Below are 20023 nucleotides of genomic sequence, written 5' to 3'. Positions count from 1 at the left end.
TTATGAATTTATTAAATAAAGAAAATCAAATACTCTTAAGAGAGATGATTAAAACAGATTTTAAATTACGTTACCAAGGTTCTCTCATTGGGCATCTCTGGTCGATTTTGAAACCGATGTTACTTTTTACAATTATGTATTTAGTATTTGTTCGTTTTTTGCGCTTTGATGATGGAACTCCTCATTATGCAGTAGGGCTACTATTGGGTATGGTAACATGGAACTTTTTTACAGAAGCAACTAATATGGGGATGATGTCTATTGTTTCACGCGGAGATTTGTTGCGTAAATTGAATTTTTCGAAAGAAATTATTGTCTTTTCTTCAGTTGCAGGAGCTGCAATTAATTACGCCATTAACTTAATGGTTGTGTTTGTATTTGCTGCTATTAACGGGGTTCCCTTTACTTGGTCCGTTTTAGTTATAATCCCATTGTTTTTTGAATTGGCGTTACTAGCAACAGGTATAGCTTTCATTCTATCTTCCTTATTTGTAAGATTTAGAGATATTGGTCCAATTTGGGAAGTGTTCTTACAGGCTGGATTGTATGCGACACCAATTATTTATTCATTGACATTTATTTTACAGCGTGGGCAAGTAACATTTGCTAAGTTGATGATGTTGAACCCTGTTGCACAAATTATTCAAGACTTGAGACATTTTATTGTTTATTCTGGGAATACTACAGTTAGTGAATTGATAGAAAATCCTGTTATTGTGGCAATTCCGTATATTCTTCCAGTCGTTGTTTACCTATTGGGTATAACTGTGTTTAGAAAAAATGCCAAAAAGTTTGCGGAGATTTTGTAATGGTAAAAAATAATAATATTGCTGTGAAAGTAGAACATGTTAGCAAGAGTTTTAAGCTTCCAACGGAGAGTAGTCAGAGTCTAAGAACTACTTTAGTCAATTTATTTAAAGGGATTAAAGGCTACGTAGAGTATAATGTTTTGCAGGATATCAGTTTCGAAGTTGAAAAAGGAGATTTTTTTGGAATTGTTGGGCGCAATGGTTCTGGTAAGTCTACACTGTTAAAAATTTTATCTCAAATATATGTTCCTGAAAGAGGGACTGTAGCTGTGGATGGTAAATTAGTTTCTTTTATTGAACTTGGTGTTGGTTTTAATCCGGAACTAACTGGTAAGGAAAATGTATACCTAAACGGTGCGATGTTAGGATTTACTGCAGAAGAAATTGATGCAATGTATGATGATATTGTTGAATTTGCGGAATTAAGTGAATTCATGAATCAAAAGCTGAAAAATTATTCTAGTGGTATGCAGGTACGTTTAGCCTTTTCAGTTGCCATTAAAGCTCAAGGAGATATTCTGATACTTGATGAGGTTCTAGCAGTCGGTGATGAGGCCTTTCAGCGTAAATGTAATGATTACTTCCTAGAGCGTAAAAAAAGTGGAAAAACGACCATTCTTGTCACCCATGATATGGGAGCTGTGAAAAAGTATTGTAATAAAGCTCTTCTTATAGAGAAAGGATACGTCAAGGCATTAGGAGAACCTGATGATGTAGCTAATCAATACAGTTTTGATAATGTGCTTGCCTCAATAAGTGAAGTTACAGAAAACGAAGAACCTCTGCATCAGAGTGATATTGTAAAAGATTTGCAGATTAACCTGGTCTCAAAAAATCAAATTGAACCAGATGAATCAATTGAAATCGAGTTTAGATATACGGTTTTAGAAGATATTGAAACACATGTTGCATTTACATTTTTAGATTTAGAACGTCATTTTGATGTATATAACGACAATTCTATGGATTTAAAAACGTTTGGCAAAGGCGAGAAGTTTTTCCGAGTGAAATGTAAGCTACCTTCAATTAATCAGGCAAAATTAAAAATGGCGGTGTCAGTACGAAATAGTAATAAGCAGCCGTTATTATTTGCCAAGACTTCTGACACACCAGCTATTTTTATTAGTAGGAAGTTTAGTACTGATAATATTGCAGAGGAAGACGCAGCGACCGGGTTTATTCAGAGAAATAGCCAATGGGAGCTGCTAGATTAATAAAATATAACGGAGGCAGAATGTCGCGTTTGTTGGTATATGTTCACTATAATAAATATAATGTTGTCAGTGAATATATTTATTATCAATTAAAGTCGATACGAAGTATTTATTCAGACATAGTTTTTGTTTCTAACAGCCATGTTTCAAAGGACATAGTACAATATTTACAGTCGGAACGACTGATTGATTTTTTTATCCAAAGAGATAATATTGGTTATGATTTTGCGGCATGGAAAGAAGGGCTGAATCAAGTAACATTTTATCAATATGATTCGGTAACTCTGATGAATGATACATGTTTCGGCCCCCTCTGGGACCTAGAGGATTATTATAGTCAATTTGACAGTGATGTTGATGTAGATTTTTGGGGGATGACCAATCACTTAGAGACAAAAATAGATAGTGTAGTTGTCCCGGAACATTTACAGTCATATTTTATGGTATTTAAAAAACGAATCTTGCAGAGTCAAGCATTTGTTGGTTTTTGGTCATCGGTAAGTGAGTTAACAGATATTCAAGATGTTATAAAATTATATGAGAGCCAATTGACAAAAATACTTTTATCAGAGGGCTATAGCTATAAGTGTGCATTAGATACGTCCATTTGTTGTAAAACCCTTGAAAATAGCAACATTACACTAGAATATCCAGAAGTTATACTTAAAAATAATGTTCCATTCATAAAAATAAAGAGTTTTACCGAATATCCAGATAGAATATACTCTTTATTACATCTTATTAGGATGAAAACGAAATATCCAGTTGAATTAATCGAGAGGCATTTGAGGCAGATAATTATTCCGGGTACGAGTTTTATTCCTCCAATACGGGTTTCGCAAACGACGGAGACCGTTCGTTCTTCGACGTCGGTACTTCTTCATATTCACATAGAATCAGTGTCTATTTTTGAAGAATACATTGAAGAGTTATGCAAAATATCTGATAGGTGTCAGTTACTAATAACATTGCCAGAAACTGATTTTTCAAATAATTTTAGTATAGTTGAGAGATATTTGTCTACTTACAAATTGCGAGCCCAAATTGTAAAACTCACAGATGAATTGCATTTTTTTGAAATAGTAAACAACTATATGGGAGATGCCAAATATCTTGCTCATATAACTGTTAAACAAACAAATAAAACAAAATATTCTGTAGAGGATATTATTGACAGGTATCAGTTGAGGAAAATGTTTTTTACATCATTTGATGCGGTGATTTCTAATTTTGAATCACAATCTAATTTGGCTGTAGTTATTCCAGACTTAACAACCAATCAAAGATATGATAGAAAAAGTCTTCGAGAGGGCAATCCAGAACTTATTCGTCAATTGAATATACTTTATGAATCACTTGTGAGAACTAAGAAAGTTGATTTTTATAAAGTGCCTTATATAATTGGAGAAGAAGTAAGTTGGTATTGGATAAAAACAGAACACTATAAAAAGATTGAGGAGAAATTTAGAAACATTGATTTTTCAAAAGAAGATAGATTATTGCTAGTTCCAATATTATTTATTTATAGCGCGTGGGATTTATCAAACGATTATGCAGTGGTCGAGAATACTGAAAATGTGAGTCCAATATTGGAAAAGATTAGTTTTTCTAGCGAAAGAGAATTACGTTTAATTATTGAAGAAAAGGAATTTTTACAAATTGGACTGAGAAGGACACTAAAGATAATATCTGTTGGGATTGTAAGTGTGTTTAAGATGATAAAGAAATCTCTATTAAAAAATTAGGGATAACGGATGACAAACGAGGGGAAGATAGTGTGAAGAGCAGAATAGTATCACCAAAGACAATATTTATTTGGAATTTATTAGGAAGTATTTCCTCAGCAGCAATATCAATATTTTTATTGTTACTAGTAACACGTTTGTTGACGGAACTAGAGGCTGATATTTTTAGTTTTGCTTATGCAGTAGCAAATCTTTTTGTAATCATTGCTACTTTTCAGGTAAGAGATTATCAAGCTACTGATGTTTCGAAAAAGTTTTCGTTTAGCCAGTATCTTGCAACAAGGCTTATAACAATCACTATTATGCTATTACTTGCCTTAAGCTATATTTTTCTGTCTAAATATGAATTTCAAAAATCTGTTTGTATTTTCCTAATCTGTTTGTATCGCGGAAGTGATGCTCTATCGGATGTTTTTCAAGGATTGTTCCAACAAAATGCTCGGCTAGATATTGCAGGTAAATCACTTTTTTTGAGAAACTCTATTGTGATTTTGACATTTGGACTTGGTTTGTTTATAACCAATAACCTGCTACTCTCATTAATCTATCTAGTAATTAGTTCATATTTATTTGTTTTCTTTTTTGATGTTACGAATTTGTTTCAATTTACGAGGGTTATCAAAGAAGAAATTAATTTGAAAGCCATTAAAAATATATTATTAGAATGTTTGCCGTTATTTATTAATGCATTTTTACTTGTTACTATCTATAATCAACCTAAATATGCTCTCAATACTTTTTTTGAGAGAGGTGTTATAGGAACAGGTGTTCAAAGAGATTTTAATATTTTATTTATGCCTGTTTTTTCAATGAATATTTTGTTGATTTTGTTTAGACCCATGATAACTCAGTTGGCTATATATAGAAGAGCTGGGGACTATAATCAATTTAAACAATATCAGAAGCGTATCGTTAAAATGGTTGTCGGATTAGCTGTGTTAGTTTTGGTTGGGGGAATAGTATTGGGGATTCCAGCATTAAATATTCTCTACGGAACGAATCTTAATAAATATTGGCTCAGCTTTATTATAACAATGCTTGGGGGAATTGCGAGTACCTTTGCAACCATTTGTGATAACATGCTTACTGTTTTGAGGAAGCAAAAGTATCTCGTAATTTCATTTGCAATTTCTTGTTTATTATCCATATTGATTTCTAATCCATTGGTAGAATATTATGGAATATTGGGGGCAGCTATTGCTTTTGTTAGTTCGATGTGGACTTGGTTTTTAATTTCTTTAGTAATATATCTAAAATTGCAAAAACATTTGAATTGGGAAGTACAAGAATGAAGATAGAAAAATTATTTTTAAGGTTAGCAATCCCCTTTTTGTTAATTTCAATATTTGTTATGCCTGTGACAAAGGTTCCTGATGAAGCAACACATGCTTTTATGTCGTGGAATATATTATTTGATTCTCCGACAAGTAGAGATACTGAGGCAATGAATGAATTACGGGCAGCAGATTTTACGTATTCAGAACCGGAGATTCATGCAGTTGATTCTACAGAATATTCAAGCCTTTTTACCAAAATTCGTGATTTTTCAAAGGACAAATTATCTATCGATTTTTCTCTGAAATCGTTAATGAGTACACCTCAGCTAATTGGTCTAGTTGTAGGTAAATTGCTTTATCCGTCATATGGTATGATGGTCACTATAGGGCGCCTTTTTAATACAATAGTCTATATTATAGGTATCTACTATTTGATAAAAAAAATAAAGTATGGGAAGATGACCCTGTTTTTTGTCTCACTTTTACCTATGATGATTCAGCAGGCTGGCTCACTGTCTTATGATGTGGTGAACTATCTGGCTGTTGTTGCATTTTTTGTTTTTTATGTTAACTTATTGGTAGACAAGGTACTGACCACCAGGAAATTTATTAACTTAATATTACTATCCTTGCTACTATATCTAACAAAAGCAAATAATATTTTACTTTTGGCACTATTGTTTTTTGTTGATTTTGAATTTGAAGGCGTCTTATCTAAGTTTAATTCGATTTTAAAATGGATTCAAAAGAGAAGATTACCAATTCTTATTTTAGGGTTTGGACTAGTTTTACTTGTTAGCTATCTATTCCTACATAATAGAGGTGGTGTCGTGCACTTTGTGAAAGTGATGATAAACAGTTTATTTATCAATAATAGAAATGATCATCTTAATGGTATTTTAACGGTTGGTATTTTTGGTTATTTTGGCTGGTTTGTCACTCAACTACCTCTCTGGTTAATTTTCATAGATATTTTCATTTTTACGTTATTATTATTTAATGATGGAAATTTAAAGATAAGTAAAACAGAAGGTCTTGCGTCGTTATTTGTACTCCCTGTTCAGGTAGCTATCATTGTAGCGGGCATGTATTTTGCCTGGACACCGACAGCTATTGGACCAAATGCAATGATTTCTCAAGGGGCACAAGGAAGATACTTTACTCCGTTTTTAGTCTATCTATTTCCGGCATGTTTAATGTTAAAAGAGCAGGTAAGTGTATCGGTAAAACAGAAGTATTTGATACGGTTGCTCACTGGCACAGTAGTCATTAACTTTATCATGTATCTATTTTTGATAGTGGATTATTATTGGGTGTAAGAAGATAGTGGAAGAGGGAAACGTGAATATATTATTTACATTGAATGATGCTTTTGTTCCGCAAGTTGCAGCTTGTATGGGCTCAATCATGCGAACATTAGACGAAGACGATACATGCCATTTTTATCTTTTCTCAGATGGTATAAGTCAACAGAATAAAGAAAACCTTCATCAATTTGTTACCGACGGAGGAAATAAATTGACAATCGTTGAATTGGAAAACTTGGAATCATATTTTGATTTTGAAGTTGACACAAATGGTTGGGCTTCGGTTGTACTTGCAAGATTACTTGTAGATAAATTACTGCCCGAAGAAGTTGATAGAATCATCTATTTAGATGGAGATACTTTAGTTTTAGAAAATATTCGGGAGCTATGGGAAGTAGATTTGGAGGGGAAAGTCCTTGGAATGTGCCCAGAACCGACAGCTTCATCTGAGAGAAGAGAAGGCTTAAATTTGGGTACGTATACATATCATAATGCGGGAGTTCTTCTAATCGATTTGAAACGGTGGCGTTCAAAAAGTATAGGAACAATTATTTTTGATTATTATAAAGAAAAAAATGGAGAGCTTTTTGCTAATGATCAAGATGCACTGAATGGAGCATTGAAAGAAGAGATAAAAACACTCTCAATCACTTATAATTATTTTAATATTTTTGATGTTTATCCATATCGTACGTTGGAAAAATTAAGTAGGCCTTCAACGTTTATTTCAAAAGAAGAATTTGTAAAAATTCGTAAGCAACCACGTATTGTTCATTTTTTAGGTGAAGAACGTCCATGGAGAATCGGAAATAAACATCGATTTAGAGAGGACTATGTTTCTGCATTAAATCAGACGCCATGGAGAGGTACTCAATTTGAGAGTGGTTGGCAGTTTTACTTTTTCTGTTTTAATCTTTTTAACATGGTTATGAAGCCTTTTCCAATGTTGCGTTATAAAATTATTACAGTCTTAATTCCTGTATTCATGAAATATAGGAAAATTAGATTACAAAAAGGAGTCTAGGTGTGAAGTTTTCCGTTATTATCCCAGCGTACAATGTTGCTGATTATCTGGAAGAATGTGTGTATAGTGTACTGAATCAGACTTATGAAGAGTTTGAAATATTGTTGGTAGATGACGGTTCTACAGATGGTAAAACCTCCAATATATGCGATAAATTAGCAGCTAAAGATGATAGGGTGAAGGTATTTCATCAAACTAATGGGGGATTATCTGCAGCCAGAAATACAGGGATAAAGAATGCTAGTGGTGACTATATTTTATTTCTGGATGGAGATGACTTTTGGACCGATATATGCTTTTTAGATGAAGTTAATAGAGAAATAATTTCACATGATGAAGTTATTGATGCAGTTATCTATCCATTTTCCTACTTTTACGGTAAGGATGATGTAGCAGTTCGAAATTTTTCTAAAAAATTACCGTTTCATCAGGTTATTACAGATACGCGCTTACTCGTTGAAACAGGAGCCCTAATCACCCCTGCTTGGAATAAGTGTGTCAGAAGAGATAAATTTACCTCTGCTCTTAATTTCTTGAGTGGATATTTATATGAAGATGGTATTTGGTGTGCAAATCTCTTGAAAGAGTTGAATGTATTTATTGTTGTAGATAATACACAATGCATGTATCGTCAGAACCGACAAGGAAGTATTACAAATAATGTCACGCTTCGACATGTAGAACATGCCTTTAGAGGAATTGAAGAAAATTTAAAGAATTTTAAACAACTATCGAATGAGAAACAAGAAGCACTTTTGATTTATTTATCAAATTCTTATATTTCCATCTTGCCATTTGTATTTCCATATCTGAATAATTTTGATATAAAAATGTTTGTGAAAAAATTTAGATATTTGCTAAAATATTCACAGAAGGTAGAACTTGTTTCGTTTAGAATCTCAGGTTTAATGACCAGAGTTCTGGGGATATATGTATCAACATTTATTCAAAACAAACTTTTGAAAATTTATAAAAGTAGATAATAATAGAAAGTGATTGGTAACACTGTGAAAAGGTGGATTAGAAATTTCACAACGCGATTATTTATCTTATCAGGTAAATACAAGCTATTGTTTTATATATTAGAGCTTACCAAAAATATTGCAAAGTTTTTCTGGAGAATTCCAAAATATATAAAGCGAACTCTACTAGCTTTGCAACGTGATAAGCAACGTAGAAATAATTATTCAGATATCAAAAATCGTTACTTGATTTACACAATTTATGAACATCAATCGTCTTTACAGGACTATAAAGTAATTTTTTTAGAGGCATTGGCTAAAATTTCTCGAGATGTTTTAATTGTTGTAAATGGTAAACTTCCACAGGCTGATATAAATCGTTTAGCACAATTTGGTAAGGTTTTGGAAAGAGATAATGAGGGCTATGACGTTGCGGCTTTCCGACACGGGATAATACATACTGGAAAAGAGGCGTTACAACAATATAATCAGCTCATCTTGGTTAATGATACGAATATTGGTCCTTTTAGAGATTTGGAAGAGGTTTTCTCTGAGTTTAATTCCGATCAGCTAGACTTTTGGGGAATTTCCATGGGTGAGGAGCAGCTAGACTTTACTGGTTATAACCCTTATGGTAAAATTCCTAAGCACTTACAATCATATTTTGTTGTTATTGAAAATAGCTTGCTTAGGTATGAAGGATTTTATGATTATTGGGAAAAGCTCTCTGATACGGATTCTCGTAATAAGGCAATTGGAAAACATGAAACTGTGTTTGCAAAATATTTTTATGATCGAGGCTTTAAGTATGATGCATTGATTAAAGACACGAAAGATAGTGCATTGTATATTCATCCGTTTAAATTATTAAAACAAGGTTGTCCATTAGTTAAGTATTCGGCCTTTAGAAATTATGACAGAGAACAATATTTTTGGCATGGTTTAGAAAGAGAATCCGAGATTCCGGATTTGATGGAGTATATTGCTAAGGAAACAGACTATCCGATCGAAGTGGTGTCTTCTATATTAGAAGATTTTAAAACTAGAGAAAATCAATCTTATATTTTGATTATTGATGGTGTCGAAAATATTATTCCACAATGTACACGTTATCGTGTGTTAAATAAGGCTGAGCAATTGCGAGAACTTGGTTATACAGTTCGAGTGATAAATAATTCTCTTGTACAACTTCAGGATGCACAGTTTGCTAGTCATATTATTATTTATCGTGCTCCATTCAATGATATGCTGAAAGAAATATGTAGGGCAGCACACATAAAGAACAGACCTGTTTATTTTGATATTGATGATTTGGTTTTTGATACAAAATTTACAGATGAACTTGAATTTACCCAAGGTTTGAGCAAGAGAGAGAAAAAAGGCTATGATACAAGTGTTTTAGCTTACAAAAAAATGCTTTCTCTCTGCGATTATGCTATCACATCGACTTCGAAATTGAAAGACGAGCTCGAACAATATAAAAACAAGGTTATTTTGAATCGCAACGTCATGTCTAAAGAATTAGTTGAGCGTAGTTTACAAGTTAAGAAAAATTCGAACGACAATAAAGTTAAAATAGGATATTTCTCAGGGTCAATTACACACAACGAAAATTTTGATTTAATTAGTCAAGCATTGCTAAATCTACTTCAAAAGTACCCGCAAGTGGAATTACATATAGTAGGATATTTAGACATTCCGAAACCATTCCAAAAATTCAAAAAACAGATTGTGAGTCATGAGTATGTTGATTGGAGAAAGCTTCCAATTTTAATTTCACAAGTTGATATTAACTTGGCGCCGCTTGTAACCACAACCTTTAATGAAGCAAAGTCGGAAATTAAATGGATAGAAGCGGCAGCAGTTAAAGTTGTGACAGTTGCAAGTAATCTTGGAGCATTTGAAGAGATGATTCAAGATGGAGTGACTGGAGTTCTAGCAGATGATAACGAATGGGAAAGTAAATTGGAGAGATTGATTCTTGAACAAGACTTGAGAGCACAAATAGCAGAAAATGCTTTTGAGTTTGTAATGAATCATTGCACTACAGCAAATAGAATTAATGATTTTTTGAAAGAAGAGTTAGTCTAATGAAACGTATTTTGTTTATTTCTCCTACGACTAGTATGGATAATGGTGCGGAGAAGTCTATTTATTATCTAATGAAGTACCTTATTCAACTGGGACACACAGTTATAAATGTTACTCATGCAATAGGAGGGGAACCACAAGATAAGCATGAGCAACTTTATAAAATGATAGGGGTTAAGAATTACTATTTGCCAACTATTAAGTGGTGGTGGCCGGATGCACCAGGTGGAGAAATCCTTAATAGAGAAGAGGCCACAAGCTACTATCGCCAGAATGTTCAAGACATAGCTGAAATTATTGAGCAAAATGAGATAGACTTGGTTATTTCAAATACTGTTAATGTTTTTCAAGGAGCAATTGCTGCCTCATGTCAAAAGGTTCCTCATTTCTGGCTAATTCATGAATTTCCTAAAAATGAGTTTGCTTATTATGCTGATAAAATTGACTTCATAGAAGAGTATTCTTCAGAATTATTTAGTGTGACTGGAGAGTTAAATAATTTTTTAACACCACTATTTAATAAGAAAGTCCATTCGTTTATTTCTTATACTGAGCAAGAAACAAAAGTTTTTAAAAAAAGGCAATCAAGTTAGAATTGTTTCTGTTGGTCGATTAACAGAAGGAAAAAATCAATTAGAACTTATAAAAGCATATAAGACACTAAATAGATTAGACATTGAATTGGTTTTTATTGGAGGATGGGATAGTAAATACAAAGCTATTTGTGATGAATATATCCATGAAAATAAATTACAGAAAAATGTTAAATTTTTAGGTAACTTAGATAATCCTTGGGAGGAAGTAACTGATAGAGATATCTGTGTTTTCCCCTCATCTATGGAAACTTTTGGCTTAGTCTATGTTGAAGCAATCTTAAGAGGGCTTCCAGTAATTCTATCAAATAATTTGGGACATTTGACGGCATTTGAAATATTCTCAGCAGGTCAAATTTATAAATTGGGCGATATAGAAGAGTTGGTGACTAAGTTAGAGCAAGTGATTGAATCCTTTAGAAATTTTTCAGATAGGGCTCGGCTTGATGTGGAACGTTTACGTACTCTATATACACCGGAAGTTGCCTATAAAGAAATACTGGACGGCATCAATCACTTAGAATATACTGGACACCAAAATACAAATTTAAGTCACATAAAAGAGTTACTGACTTTAAATATGCGTCCAACAAGATTGGAGCGTTATGCAAGATTGATCAGCAATATGGCGACAAAAATCAGACATAAACTTCGACTTTAATGAATAATAGGATAGCTATGCTGAAAGATGTATATTATAGTTTCTTCAAATGAGTAAGTAGAATCTAAAAAGTTATATAGAATTCTAGTTTTAGAGAGAAAAAATGAAAGTATTAATGATTATCCCTGCCTACAATGAAGAAGAAAGTATCCTTCAAACTGTTCAGGGAATTATAGATTATAAAAATAGTGTGAATTTCCAATTGGATTATGTTGTCATCAATGATGGTTCAACAGATAGCACGAAAGAAATTTTGATTCAAAATAAATTAAATGCTGTTCATCTAGTACAAAATTTAGGTATTGGTGGAGCTGTTCAGACGGGATATAAATATGCCTTGGACAATGACTATGACGTAGCAGTTCAATTTGATGGTGATGGTCAGCATGACATTCGTTCATTAAATGGCTTAATTCAGCCAATCTTAGTTGGTCAGGCTGATATGGTGATTGGCTCACGCTTTGTTGGTGATACTTTGTCGGAATTTCAAACTAGCTTTATGAGACGATTTGGGATAGGTGTTATTTCAAATATGATTAAATTAACAACTGGAAACCGAATTTGGGATACTACATCAGGTTATCGTTTGGGAAATAGAAAAGTGATTGCACAATTTGCAAAACGATACCCAATTAAATATCCGGAACCGGAATCAACTGTTCATTTACTAAAGCAAAATTTCCAAGTAGTAGAAGCACCGGCCAATATGTTTGAAAGAGCGGGAGGGGTTTCTTCGATTACTCCATTTAAGTCCATCCGCTACATGGTAGAAGTTTGCTCATCTATTTTGATTGCTTCGCTTATGAAGGAGGGGGAATAATGACTATACAAGCATTAGCTATGTTTCTTGCCTCGCTAGGTTTTTTGTATTTTATTTTTAGGAATATTAATAAAAATAAGATCTTATTCGAACATGCCTTTATGTGGATTGTTATTGGCTTCGGACTGATTGTTTTTGCACTCTTTGATGTTATTCCTATTAAATTGGCCTACTTATTCGGGTTTGGTCTGACTTCCAATTTCTTGTTATCTGTGGCAATTTTTGTTCTCTTGGTAATTGGATTTTTGCATAGTATGGCTTTATCTCAACAAAAGCAGCAGATTAAAAATTTAATTCAAGAAGTATCAATGGCTAAAAAAAGAATCTCTGAATTGGAGGAGCATCATGCAGAATAACCATACATTTGTTATCTGTGCTTATGGAGATAGTAAGTATCTAGAAGAATGCATCCATTCGTTAAAGCAGCAAACACTTCAATCACAACTCATCCTATACACTAGTACTCCGAGTGAATATATAGAACAAATTTGCCAAAAGAATGCAATCGTAATGCATACCGCACAAGGAGGAGGTATTGGAAAAGATTGGAATTTGGCACTCTCTTTTGTAACAACCCCTTATGCTACAATTGCTCATCAAGATGATATTTATTTACCAGACTATTGTGAAAAAATAATGTCTCAGATGACAGAGGAAACGTTGATTGCTTATTCAGATTACCAGGAAGTTAAGGAAGGTGTGGCTATTCCCTTAACTTCAAATTTGAAAATCAAGCAACTCATGTTACGGACAATGGCCATGTTTCCCAAATGGAAGTTTTGGCGGAATAGGGTTTTAGCCTTTGGTAATCCAATTTCTTGTCCAGCTGTGACCTATAATTTGAAGAAACTGAATGATTTCAAGTTTAATGAAGAAATGAAAGTTTCTCTTGATTGGTTTGCTTGGTATCAGATTGCACAAAAAAATGGGAGCTTTACCTTTGTAGATGAGAGTTTGATGTATCATCGTATCCATGAGGAATCTGAGACGACAAATAGCATTGAAAACAATATTCGTACACAAGAAGACTATGAAATGTATTTGTTGTTCTGGCCAAAGTTTATTGCCAAGTTTCTCCTGAGTTACTATGTTAAGAGTCAAGAGACGAATAATTAAAATATTTTAGTTACCAATCATTGTATTCCCATCAATTCCTACTCAAAATATTTCAAAAACATTTCAGAAAAATTACAAAACATTCAACATTGTCATGTAAATGTAATAAAAAATTTCAAAAGATAGAGGTTTTCATAGGAAAATCTCTTTTTTTGTGCTAGAATAATAGATGGAGGTCCGATATGATCAAAATTTTTGGTAAAATTCGTTACCATTGGCAACCGGATTTATCATGGGCCATCATATACTGGTCACTTACCTTCACACCTATTTTTATTGGTATGGCACTTTTATTGGAGAAGTTGCAAGTTTCAAGATTATTTATTCTACTTGTCTCACTCTTTGCTGTATTAGTAGTGCTCGGCTTACATCGCTATTTCGAGATAAAAGATGAGCATTTACGGATTGCTTCGGCTAATCCTTTTGCAGTGCAGAAAATTGAAATTGCTACCATAGAAAAAATTGAAGTTTCTTATTTAGCCATTCGTATATTTGCAAAAGAATTTCCCAACGGACGAATGTATTATATGCGTAAATGGACAAAAAAATACTTTATTAACCATTTAGCTATTCATAGTTGCTTCAAGGGTAAAATTGAATTAATAGACCATTTAATAAAACAGGATTATTTTGAAGAGTATTATACAAAAAAAGCCAAATCAATCCGCTGAAATGGCTTTTGTAGGACATGATTTGATGGCTTTGAGAATATCTGGATTGGGTTCAATCGTTTTCTCAAATTGTGAGTCGTCTGAAAAAACAACGATACCGTCGTCATCATAATCGAATAGAGATGAGTAGGTTTGGCAGAGCCCGCAAGCAATGCACCGTTCAGGAATAAGTTTTACTTTCATATTAGTATTGTAATCATATTTTAATAAAAATACAAGGAGTTTTCTCAATAATGTCACAAGAGCCATGGAATGAAGAAGTTTACCACACAGAAACAACTAGTCGTAAAGAACGTTTGAGTAAGGGGGTAGCGAATACAACAGTATTTACAGTTTTGGCAATTATTTTCTTTGTTATCGTACTGATTATTGGAATTATGGCTGTCTATCTCTCAATCGGTGGCGGTAGTAAAACAGATTCAACAAAAGAATTTTATACCCCAAGCACTACAACAGTCGTAGCAGAGAGCTCTTCATCGGCTGCTGAGACACAAGAATCTACTTCGACTGACACGACAGAAACAGAAACAAGTTCTAGCCCAGCGGAAGCAACGGATGGCTCTACCCTTACTGTTCAAGCAGGTGAAGGTGTAGGACAACTGGCTGCTCGTGGTGGGATTTCAATTGCAGAGCTAGAGCGTTTGAATCCAGAGAAAATGACTACAGGGTCTTGGATTGCTCATCCTGGGGATGTAGTTCGTATTAGATAAAGAGGAGTTATGAAATCAATTCAAATTGCAATTGACGGTCCAGCTTCAAGTGGAAAGTCAACGGTCGCTAAAATTATTGCTAAAAATTTGGGATATACTTACTTAGATACAGGAGCTATGTATCGCTCGGCTACCTATCTAGCCTTGACAAACGGCATAGAGGTCACAGATCAAAATAGAATCGTGGACTTGCTTGCCCAGTATCCCATTCGATTTGGGCGGGATGAAAACGGTCAGCAACTTGTTTTTGTCGGTGATGAGGATGTTACTTTGCCTATTCGAGATAATCAAGTAACAAATAATGTATCAGCGGTAGCAGCGCTTCCTCTAGTACGGGAAGAATTGGTCCGCCTGCAACAGGACATTGCGCAAGCTGGTGGGATTGTTATGGATGGTCGTGATATTGGTACGGTTGTATTGCCGCAAGCAGAACTCAAAATATTCCTTGTTGCCTCTGTTGAAGAGCGTGCCCTTCGTCGATTTAAGGAAAATACGGAACGTGGCATTGAGACAGACTTGGAATCCTTGAAAGAGGAGATTGCGGCTCGTGACTATAAAGATTCCAATCGAGAAGTTTCTCCTTTAAAGGCAGCAGATGATGCTATTACCTTTGATACAACAGGAGTATCTATCGAAGGTGTAGTGAAATTTATTTCCGAAAAAGCGAAAGAAATTCTTGACAGGTAGCTTTAGACATGTTAGAATAGTCGTATTGAGAAAAGCAGAAGTGAGAACTTCTCGCCTTGCGACTAACGTTGTCTGGCTCTACGGATTAAGATTTCTTCGGAAAGAATAATGGTGTAGTGCGGACTTGTTTAGCAAGTCCGTTTCGTTTTTCTCGAAAAATATAAAATGAGGTGAAAAGCCATAGCAAAGCAAGATTTGTTCATCAATGATGAAATCCGAGTGCGTGAAGTTCGTCTTATCGGTCTTGAGGGTGAACAGTTGGGGATCAAACCACTCAATGAGGCTCAGGCCATTGCTGATAGCGCCAACGTGGATTTAGTATTGATTCAACCCCAAGCTAAACCACCAGTAGCGAAAATTATGGACTACGGTAAGTTCAAATTTGAATATCAGAAGAAACAGAAAGAACAACGCAAAAAACAAAGTGTTGTCACTGTAAAAGAAGTGCGTCTAAGTCCAGTTATTGATAAAGGGGATTTCGAGACAAAACTTCGTCATGCCCGTAAATTTCTTGAAAAAGGAAATAAAGTTAAGGTTTCGATCCGTTTCAAGGGTCGTATGATTACCCACAAAGAAGTTGGAGCGAAAGTATTAGCTGAGTTCGCTGAAGCAACCCAAGATATTGCCATTATCGAACAACGCGCTAAGATGGACGGACGTCAAATGTTTATGCAATTGGCCCCAGCTTCAGATAAAAAATAAGCTTTTTAAGCAAAAGGAGAATTAACATGCCAAAACAAAAAACTCACCGCGCATCAGCTAAACGTTTCAAACGTACAGGTTCTGGTGGATTGAAACGCTTCCGCGCTTATACTTCACACCGTTTCCACGGTAAAACTAAAAAACAACGTCGTCACCTTCGTAAAGCAGGTATGGTACATGCTGGTGACTTCAAGCGTATCAAATCAATGCTTACAGGTTTGAAATAAGCCGACTTACTAGAATTTAGATTATCATTTGGAGGAAAATTAAATGGCACGTGTTAAAGGTGGCGTTGTTTCTCGTAAACGCCGTAAACGTATTTTAAAATTAGCTAAAGGTTACTACGGAGCTAAACATCTCTTGTTCCGCACTGCGAAAGAACAAGTCATGAACTCTTACTACTATGCATACCGTGACCGCCGTCAGAAAAAACGTGATTTCCGTAAATTGTGGATCACTCGTATCAATGCGGCTGCTCGTATGAACGGTTTGTCATACTCACAATTGATGCACGGTTTGAAATTGGCCGAAATCGAAGTAAACCGCAAAATGCTTGCTGACTTGGCAGTGAACGATGCAGCAGCTTTCACAGCTCTTGCAGATGCTGCTAAAGCAAAACTTGCTAAATAAGTATAAAAATGTAAAGAACTTGGTAGTGATGAACCAGGTTCTTTATTTTTGGAAAGTAGCTCACTACTTGCTAAATTTCGATATGAGTGATATACTTAACTAGTAAATAAATCGACGGTTTTAACTTTATCGTCATTTAGTTTTTCTTTTGTTACTTCATCAACTCGCCTTGCCTAACTTCAGTTATGCCTGCGGCTCATTGCCTCGTACTAAAAGTAAACTAAAAGACTATAATAAGTGGATGTGGTGATGCTATTTTACAATAGTTGATTACATTTATCGTGTCGGTAATATAATAATGGTAAATAAGGAGAGAAACATAGATATGAAACAAGGTAAGACTTTGCTTTATGTAGCAGGAGCATCGCTTATTTGTGCTGTAGCATTGGTTACTTATCAAGCGTCTAACTATAGAGAGCAATCGAACCATCAAAAAACAACAAGCATAGAAACATCGCAATCAAAGCAATCAAAAGAGATTCCTTCAGATTCGAAAAAGGAAGTTCCAGGGATTGATAAGGCGACGGATGATGGTTTTTTACTCACTGATGAGTCACAAATTGAGGAAAAAACTGATTTAGGAATTATTGTCAATCATGGCGATCATAAGCACTTTTTCTTTTATTCAGATTTAAAGAATACAAAATGGGCTTATTTAATTCCTGAAAACTATCAAGAAAAAAATCATTCTTCTCAACCTAAGAGAAGTCAATTATCGTCAGGCTCGAAACAGATCGAAGATGAATACGTTTTTGATCCTAAAGATATTGTCGCAGAGGATGCCAATGGCTATACTGTTCGGCATGGGGATCATTATCACTATATTTTAAAATCAAGCTTAGGTGGCACGACACACAGACAATTGACCTCTGATAGTCGTCAATCGCCAACTCTTCCTATCGTTCACCAACAGGAAGGGATTCCGGGGATTGATTTTCAAACGAGTGACGGTTTCTTGTTTGATGGGCAAAATATCAGCGGTGTAACGGAAACCGGGATTCTAGTAAGGCATGGGAAACATTTGCATCTTATTCATTTTGAAACATTGAAAAGGAGTAAATGGTCTTATCTTGTGAATCAGTATAAACCAAATGTTGAATCGGATAAGAAGGCACAACCTGAGGTAGAAAATACTGAGTATCAAACCAAATTGGACTACTTAGCAAAAGAACTGAATTTAGAGCCATCACGTTTTAAGAAAGTCATCGTTGACGGTCAAATTGGATTAGAGTATCCGCATGGAGATCACACACATATTGTTTTATTAAAGGAAATTGATACAACGAAGCCATTTGAAAGTCCGGAAGATCGTATTCTTAAACAAAAGGATGGAGAAACTCTTGAACAGAGAAAAGAACGTCTCATTAAACAGTACATGGAGCGTTTTAAAGTAAAACGTGAGGACATTACAATTGATGGGAACTATATGAGTGTACGCCATGGAGACCATGCGCACGTTTATAAAATTGATCCTAGTTTGCCAGATGATCCTGAGCGTGATGTTAAGACTGAAACGGTAAATCTTGCTATTGAGAAACAATTAGTATATGGACCTTTTTATACAGAAGGTTCAACAGAAAATTTAACACGTAATGGTGTCCATCAAAAGTATCGTCCAGAAGGTCTTCAGGATATTAAAAATTTCATTCTAGTAACATTCAGTACAAATAGTGATTTTGGTAATTTTGTCGTTAATGGTAAAAAAACGAAGAGAGTTTATTATTTGGTTCGTAAAGATTTAAATTGGGAGGATTTGAACATCGCCTATCCGCAGACCCTTCAACAAAAGGGACGCGTCTTTAACGGTTGGAATGCTACTTTGCCAAAGTCTGGCAAGATGGCAAGAGAACATCAAAGTTTTTATGCTGATTTTGATAATGTTTATCGTAAGCCAACCAAAAATATTTACACTCCAAGTGATGATGTTTCAAATATTGATTTATCAGACTATGTACCTGTTAAATATAGTGCGATAGCCAATGGTCGTTTAAAATTAAATGGTGAGATTCGAGCAGGGTTCATATACTTTGTGAAATCTGACTTAACTTGGAAACAAGCTAAGGAGCAAGGACTTGTTGTACCAGAACCGGTTTCAAGCAAAGATTATGAGTTCATTGAGTTTAGGACAGTTATTACTGGTGGAGAAAAAGATACAGATTATGTTAGTGCCACAACGAGCTTGGCAGCATTTGGGACAACGGCTCCTCGTATAGGACCTTACATTGCTAACAATACGGAGAATCCAACGGACATCAATGACCCAAGTAGACATCCAAATTACTATTGGCATGATCCAAAGAATTATGTAGCCCTCGCATTTCGAGCAGGTGAAGGTGGTCAACTTCAGACACATTTGGGAACTAGTAAAACAGTTGTTTACCTTGTTAGAAAAGGGTTAACACTGAACCAAGCTGGAATTTTTCCGCCATCTTTGAAGAGTGATACAGGTTATAAACGAGATTATACAAAACCTGTTATTCCAAATGTAGCATGGGATACACCTATTTTGGAAGATACTGTCTACGATATTCATTTCGATAAAGTTGAAAGTGATAGCAAAGATGGGACAGTTGAGCCAGGTGATACTTGGTTGCCTGGGAATCCATTGGCGAATACTCCAGATGTCCCTAATGGAGAAGAGGACGCAGATAGCTGGTTAGATGATTTGTTGACACCTAGTCCAGAAGCGACAGATATAGAAACTGTAACAGAAGCTGAAACTACAACAGAAGATACAAAAGCAACTGAAAGTAGTACTGCTGCTCCCATAGATATCCCTAAAAAATCATCAACAGAGGAAGAGCCTAGTGAGGATTTTATATTTCCTTGATGAAATAGATATGAGTGATTTGAAATAGTGGTCTAATACTCTTCGAAAATCAAAATCAGACGTTGTTGACTTGATTTGATGAACTTCAGTTCTATCTGCATCTGCGTCGCCTAGTCTGTTTTTGATTTTCATTGAGTATAAAAAGGCTTAGAATCAATGTAGTAACTGACATGA

General features: G+C 34.7%; 19 protein-coding genes, 1 pseudogene and 1 other annotated feature. Of the genes and pseudogenes, 19 read left to right on the top strand and 1 reads right to left on the bottom strand.

The window, feature by feature from the left end:
- Positions 1-2 precede the first annotated feature (2 nt).
- The 13 genes and pseudogenes from YYK_RS05575 (at position 3) to YYK_RS05515 (ending at position 14290) form a co-directional block, all read left to right on the top strand.
- Positions 3-809: an ABC transporter permease gene (locus YYK_RS05575; RefSeq protein ID WP_012027237.1), complete on the top strand. Its 807-nt coding sequence runs from the start codon at positions 3-5 to the stop codon at positions 807-809.
- On the top strand, positions 809-2023 hold the full coding sequence (locus YYK_RS05570) for an ABC transporter ATP-binding protein (protein ID WP_002937100.1): 1215 nt from the start codon (positions 809-811) through the stop codon (positions 2021-2023). Before YYK_RS05575 ends, YYK_RS05570 begins: the two co-directional genes overlap by 1 nt.
- Entirely contained in the window at positions 2005-3768 is a 1764-nt protein-coding gene (locus YYK_RS05565; protein ID WP_014917256.1) for a rhamnan synthesis F family protein, read from the top strand. Before YYK_RS05570 ends, YYK_RS05565 begins: the two co-directional genes overlap by 19 nt.
- Before the next feature lie 32 nt (positions 3769-3800).
- Positions 3801-5060 (top strand): MATE family efflux transporter, encoded by a 1260-nt coding sequence (locus YYK_RS05560; RefSeq protein ID WP_012775569.1) that lies wholly within the window; start codon positions 3801-3803, stop codon positions 5058-5060.
- Positions 5057-6364, top strand: coding sequence for a DUF2142 domain-containing protein (locus YYK_RS05555; RefSeq protein ID WP_012775199.1), 1308 nt, complete (start codon positions 5057-5059; stop codon positions 6362-6364). Before YYK_RS05560 ends, YYK_RS05555 begins: the two co-directional genes overlap by 4 nt.
- Before the next feature lie 22 nt (positions 6365-6386).
- The gene (locus tag YYK_RS05550) at positions 6387-7376 is read left to right on the top strand and encodes a glycosyltransferase family 8 protein (RefSeq protein WP_012775198.1); all 990 of its coding nucleotides are present in this window, start codon (positions 6387-6389) and stop codon (positions 7374-7376) included.
- Between the two features lie 2 nt (positions 7377-7378).
- Positions 7379-8359 carry a glycosyltransferase family 2 protein gene (locus YYK_RS05545; protein WP_012027231.1) on the top strand — a complete coding sequence of 327 codons (981 nt, stop codon included), beginning with the start codon at positions 7379-7381 and terminating at the stop codon, positions 8357-8359.
- 9 nt (positions 8360-8368) lie between these two features.
- Positions 8369-10429: a rhamnan synthesis F family protein gene (locus YYK_RS05540; RefSeq protein WP_012027230.1), complete on the top strand. Its 2061-nt coding sequence runs from the start codon at positions 8369-8371 to the stop codon at positions 10427-10429.
- Positions 10429-11683, top strand: a pseudogene (locus YYK_RS10495) (glycosyltransferase family 4 protein). The gene YYK_RS05540 and the pseudogene YYK_RS10495 overlap by 1 nt, the downstream one beginning before the upstream one ends.
- A gap of 103 nt (positions 11684-11786) precedes the next feature.
- The gene (locus YYK_RS05530) at positions 11787-12503 is read left to right on the top strand and encodes a glycosyltransferase family 2 protein (protein ID WP_012027228.1); all 717 of its coding nucleotides are present in this window, start codon (positions 11787-11789) and stop codon (positions 12501-12503) included.
- A complete protein-coding gene (locus YYK_RS05525) occupies positions 12503-12859 on the top strand; it encodes a DUF2304 domain-containing protein (RefSeq protein WP_002937073.1) in 357 nt (118 codons plus the stop codon). Before YYK_RS05530 ends, YYK_RS05525 begins: the two co-directional genes overlap by 1 nt.
- Positions 12849-13619 (top strand): glycosyltransferase family 2 protein, encoded by a 771-nt coding sequence (locus YYK_RS05520; protein ID WP_012027227.1) that lies wholly within the window; start codon positions 12849-12851, stop codon positions 13617-13619. The genes YYK_RS05525 and YYK_RS05520 overlap by 11 nt, the downstream gene beginning before the upstream one ends.
- Before the next feature lie 182 nt (positions 13620-13801).
- The gene (locus YYK_RS05515; protein WP_012027226.1) at positions 13802-14290 is read left to right on the top strand and encodes an EbsA family protein; all 489 of its coding nucleotides are present in this window, start codon (positions 13802-13804) and stop codon (positions 14288-14290) included.
- On the opposite strand, the gene YYK_RS05510 is transcribed toward YYK_RS05515, so the two are convergent.
- Positions 14279-14473 carry a ferredoxin gene (locus YYK_RS05510; RefSeq protein ID WP_012775197.1) on the bottom strand — a complete coding sequence of 65 codons (195 nt, stop codon included), beginning with the start codon at positions 14471-14473 and terminating at the stop codon, positions 14279-14281. The two genes, YYK_RS05515 and YYK_RS05510, sit on opposite strands and share 12 nt — an antisense overlap.
- Positions 14474-14523: 50 nt before the next feature.
- On the opposite strand from YYK_RS05510, the gene YYK_RS05505 reads away from it, so the two are divergent.
- The 6 genes from YYK_RS05505 to YYK_RS05480 all read left to right on the top strand — a co-directional run bounded on the left by YYK_RS05505 (position 14524) and on the right by YYK_RS05480 (position 19849).
- Positions 14524-15000 (top strand): SAG1386/EF1546 family surface-associated protein, encoded by a 477-nt coding sequence (locus tag YYK_RS05505; RefSeq protein ID WP_012027224.1) that lies wholly within the window; start codon positions 14524-14526, stop codon positions 14998-15000.
- 9 nt (positions 15001-15009) lie between these two features.
- Entirely contained in the window at positions 15010-15687 is a 678-nt protein-coding gene (gene cmk / locus YYK_RS05500) for a (d)CMP kinase (protein WP_002937055.1), read from the top strand.
- Positions 15688-15713: 26 nt separating this feature from the next.
- Positions 15714-15842: a sequence feature (ribosomal protein L20 leader region), on the top strand.
- Between the two features lie 40 nt (positions 15843-15882).
- Positions 15883-16389 carry a translation initiation factor IF-3 gene (gene infC, locus YYK_RS05495; RefSeq protein ID WP_002940606.1) on the top strand — a complete coding sequence of 169 codons (507 nt, stop codon included), beginning with the start codon at positions 15883-15885 and terminating at the stop codon, positions 16387-16389.
- 26 nt (positions 16390-16415) lie between these two features.
- Positions 16416-16616 carry a 50S ribosomal protein L35 gene (gene rpmI, locus YYK_RS05490; protein ID WP_012027223.1) on the top strand — a complete coding sequence of 67 codons (201 nt, stop codon included), beginning with the start codon at positions 16416-16418 and terminating at the stop codon, positions 16614-16616.
- Positions 16617-16659: 43 nt separating this feature from the next.
- Positions 16660-17019, top strand: a complete 360-nt coding sequence (gene rplT / locus YYK_RS05485; RefSeq protein WP_012028296.1) for a 50S ribosomal protein L20 — start codon at positions 16660-16662, stop codon at positions 17017-17019.
- Positions 17020-17344: 325 nt separating this feature from the next.
- Positions 17345-19849, top strand: coding sequence for a pneumococcal-type histidine triad protein (locus tag YYK_RS05480; RefSeq protein WP_012775196.1), 2505 nt, complete (start codon positions 17345-17347; stop codon positions 19847-19849).
- Positions 19850-20023: the final 174 nt, after the last annotated feature.

The organism is Streptococcus suis S735, from assembly GCF_000294495.1.
GTDB lineage: Bacteria > Bacillota > Bacilli > Lactobacillales > Streptococcaceae > Streptococcus > Streptococcus suis.
The sequence above is the reverse complement of the archived record's forward strand: the minus strand, read 5'-3'. Positions and strand labels throughout refer to the sequence as shown.

Excerpts from the sequence above, each read along its gene's own strand:
- YYK_RS05555 (WP_012775199.1), top strand. The coding sequence starts at position 5,057 with ATGAAGATAGAAAAATTATTTTTAAGGTTAGCAATCCCCTTTTTGTTA.
- YYK_RS05510 (WP_012775197.1), bottom strand. The coding sequence starts at position 14,473 with ATGAAAGTAAAACTTATTCCTGAACGGTGCATTGCTTGCGGGCTCTGC.
- rpmI (WP_012027223.1), top strand. The coding sequence starts at position 16,416 with ATGCCAAAACAAAAAACTCACCGCGCATCAGCTAAACGTTTCAAACGT.
- YYK_RS05565 (WP_014917256.1), top strand. The coding sequence starts at position 2,005 with ATGGGAGCTGCTAGATTAATAAAATATAACGGAGGCAGAATGTCGCGT.
- YYK_RS05515 (WP_012027226.1), top strand. The coding sequence starts at position 13,802 with ATGATCAAAATTTTTGGTAAAATTCGTTACCATTGGCAACCGGATTTA.
- YYK_RS05505 (WP_012027224.1), top strand. The coding sequence starts at position 14,524 with ATGTCACAAGAGCCATGGAATGAAGAAGTTTACCACACAGAAACAACT.
- YYK_RS05570 (WP_002937100.1), top strand. The coding sequence starts at position 809 with ATGGTAAAAAATAATAATATTGCTGTGAAAGTAGAACATGTTAGCAAG.
- YYK_RS05530 (WP_012027228.1), top strand. The coding sequence starts at position 11,787 with ATGAAAGTATTAATGATTATCCCTGCCTACAATGAAGAAGAAAGTATC.
- YYK_RS05525 (WP_002937073.1), top strand. The coding sequence starts at position 12,503 with ATGACTATACAAGCATTAGCTATGTTTCTTGCCTCGCTAGGTTTTTTG.
- rplT (WP_012028296.1), top strand. The coding sequence starts at position 16,660 with ATGGCACGTGTTAAAGGTGGCGTTGTTTCTCGTAAACGCCGTAAACGT.
- YYK_RS05480 (WP_012775196.1), top strand. The coding sequence starts at position 17,345 with ATGAAACAAGGTAAGACTTTGCTTTATGTAGCAGGAGCATCGCTTATT.
- YYK_RS05575 (WP_012027237.1), top strand. The coding sequence starts at position 3 with ATGAATTTATTAAATAAAGAAAATCAAATACTCTTAAGAGAGATGATT.
- YYK_RS05520 (WP_012027227.1), top strand. The coding sequence starts at position 12,849 with ATGCAGAATAACCATACATTTGTTATCTGTGCTTATGGAGATAGTAAG.
- cmk (WP_002937055.1), top strand. The coding sequence starts at position 15,010 with ATGAAATCAATTCAAATTGCAATTGACGGTCCAGCTTCAAGTGGAAAG.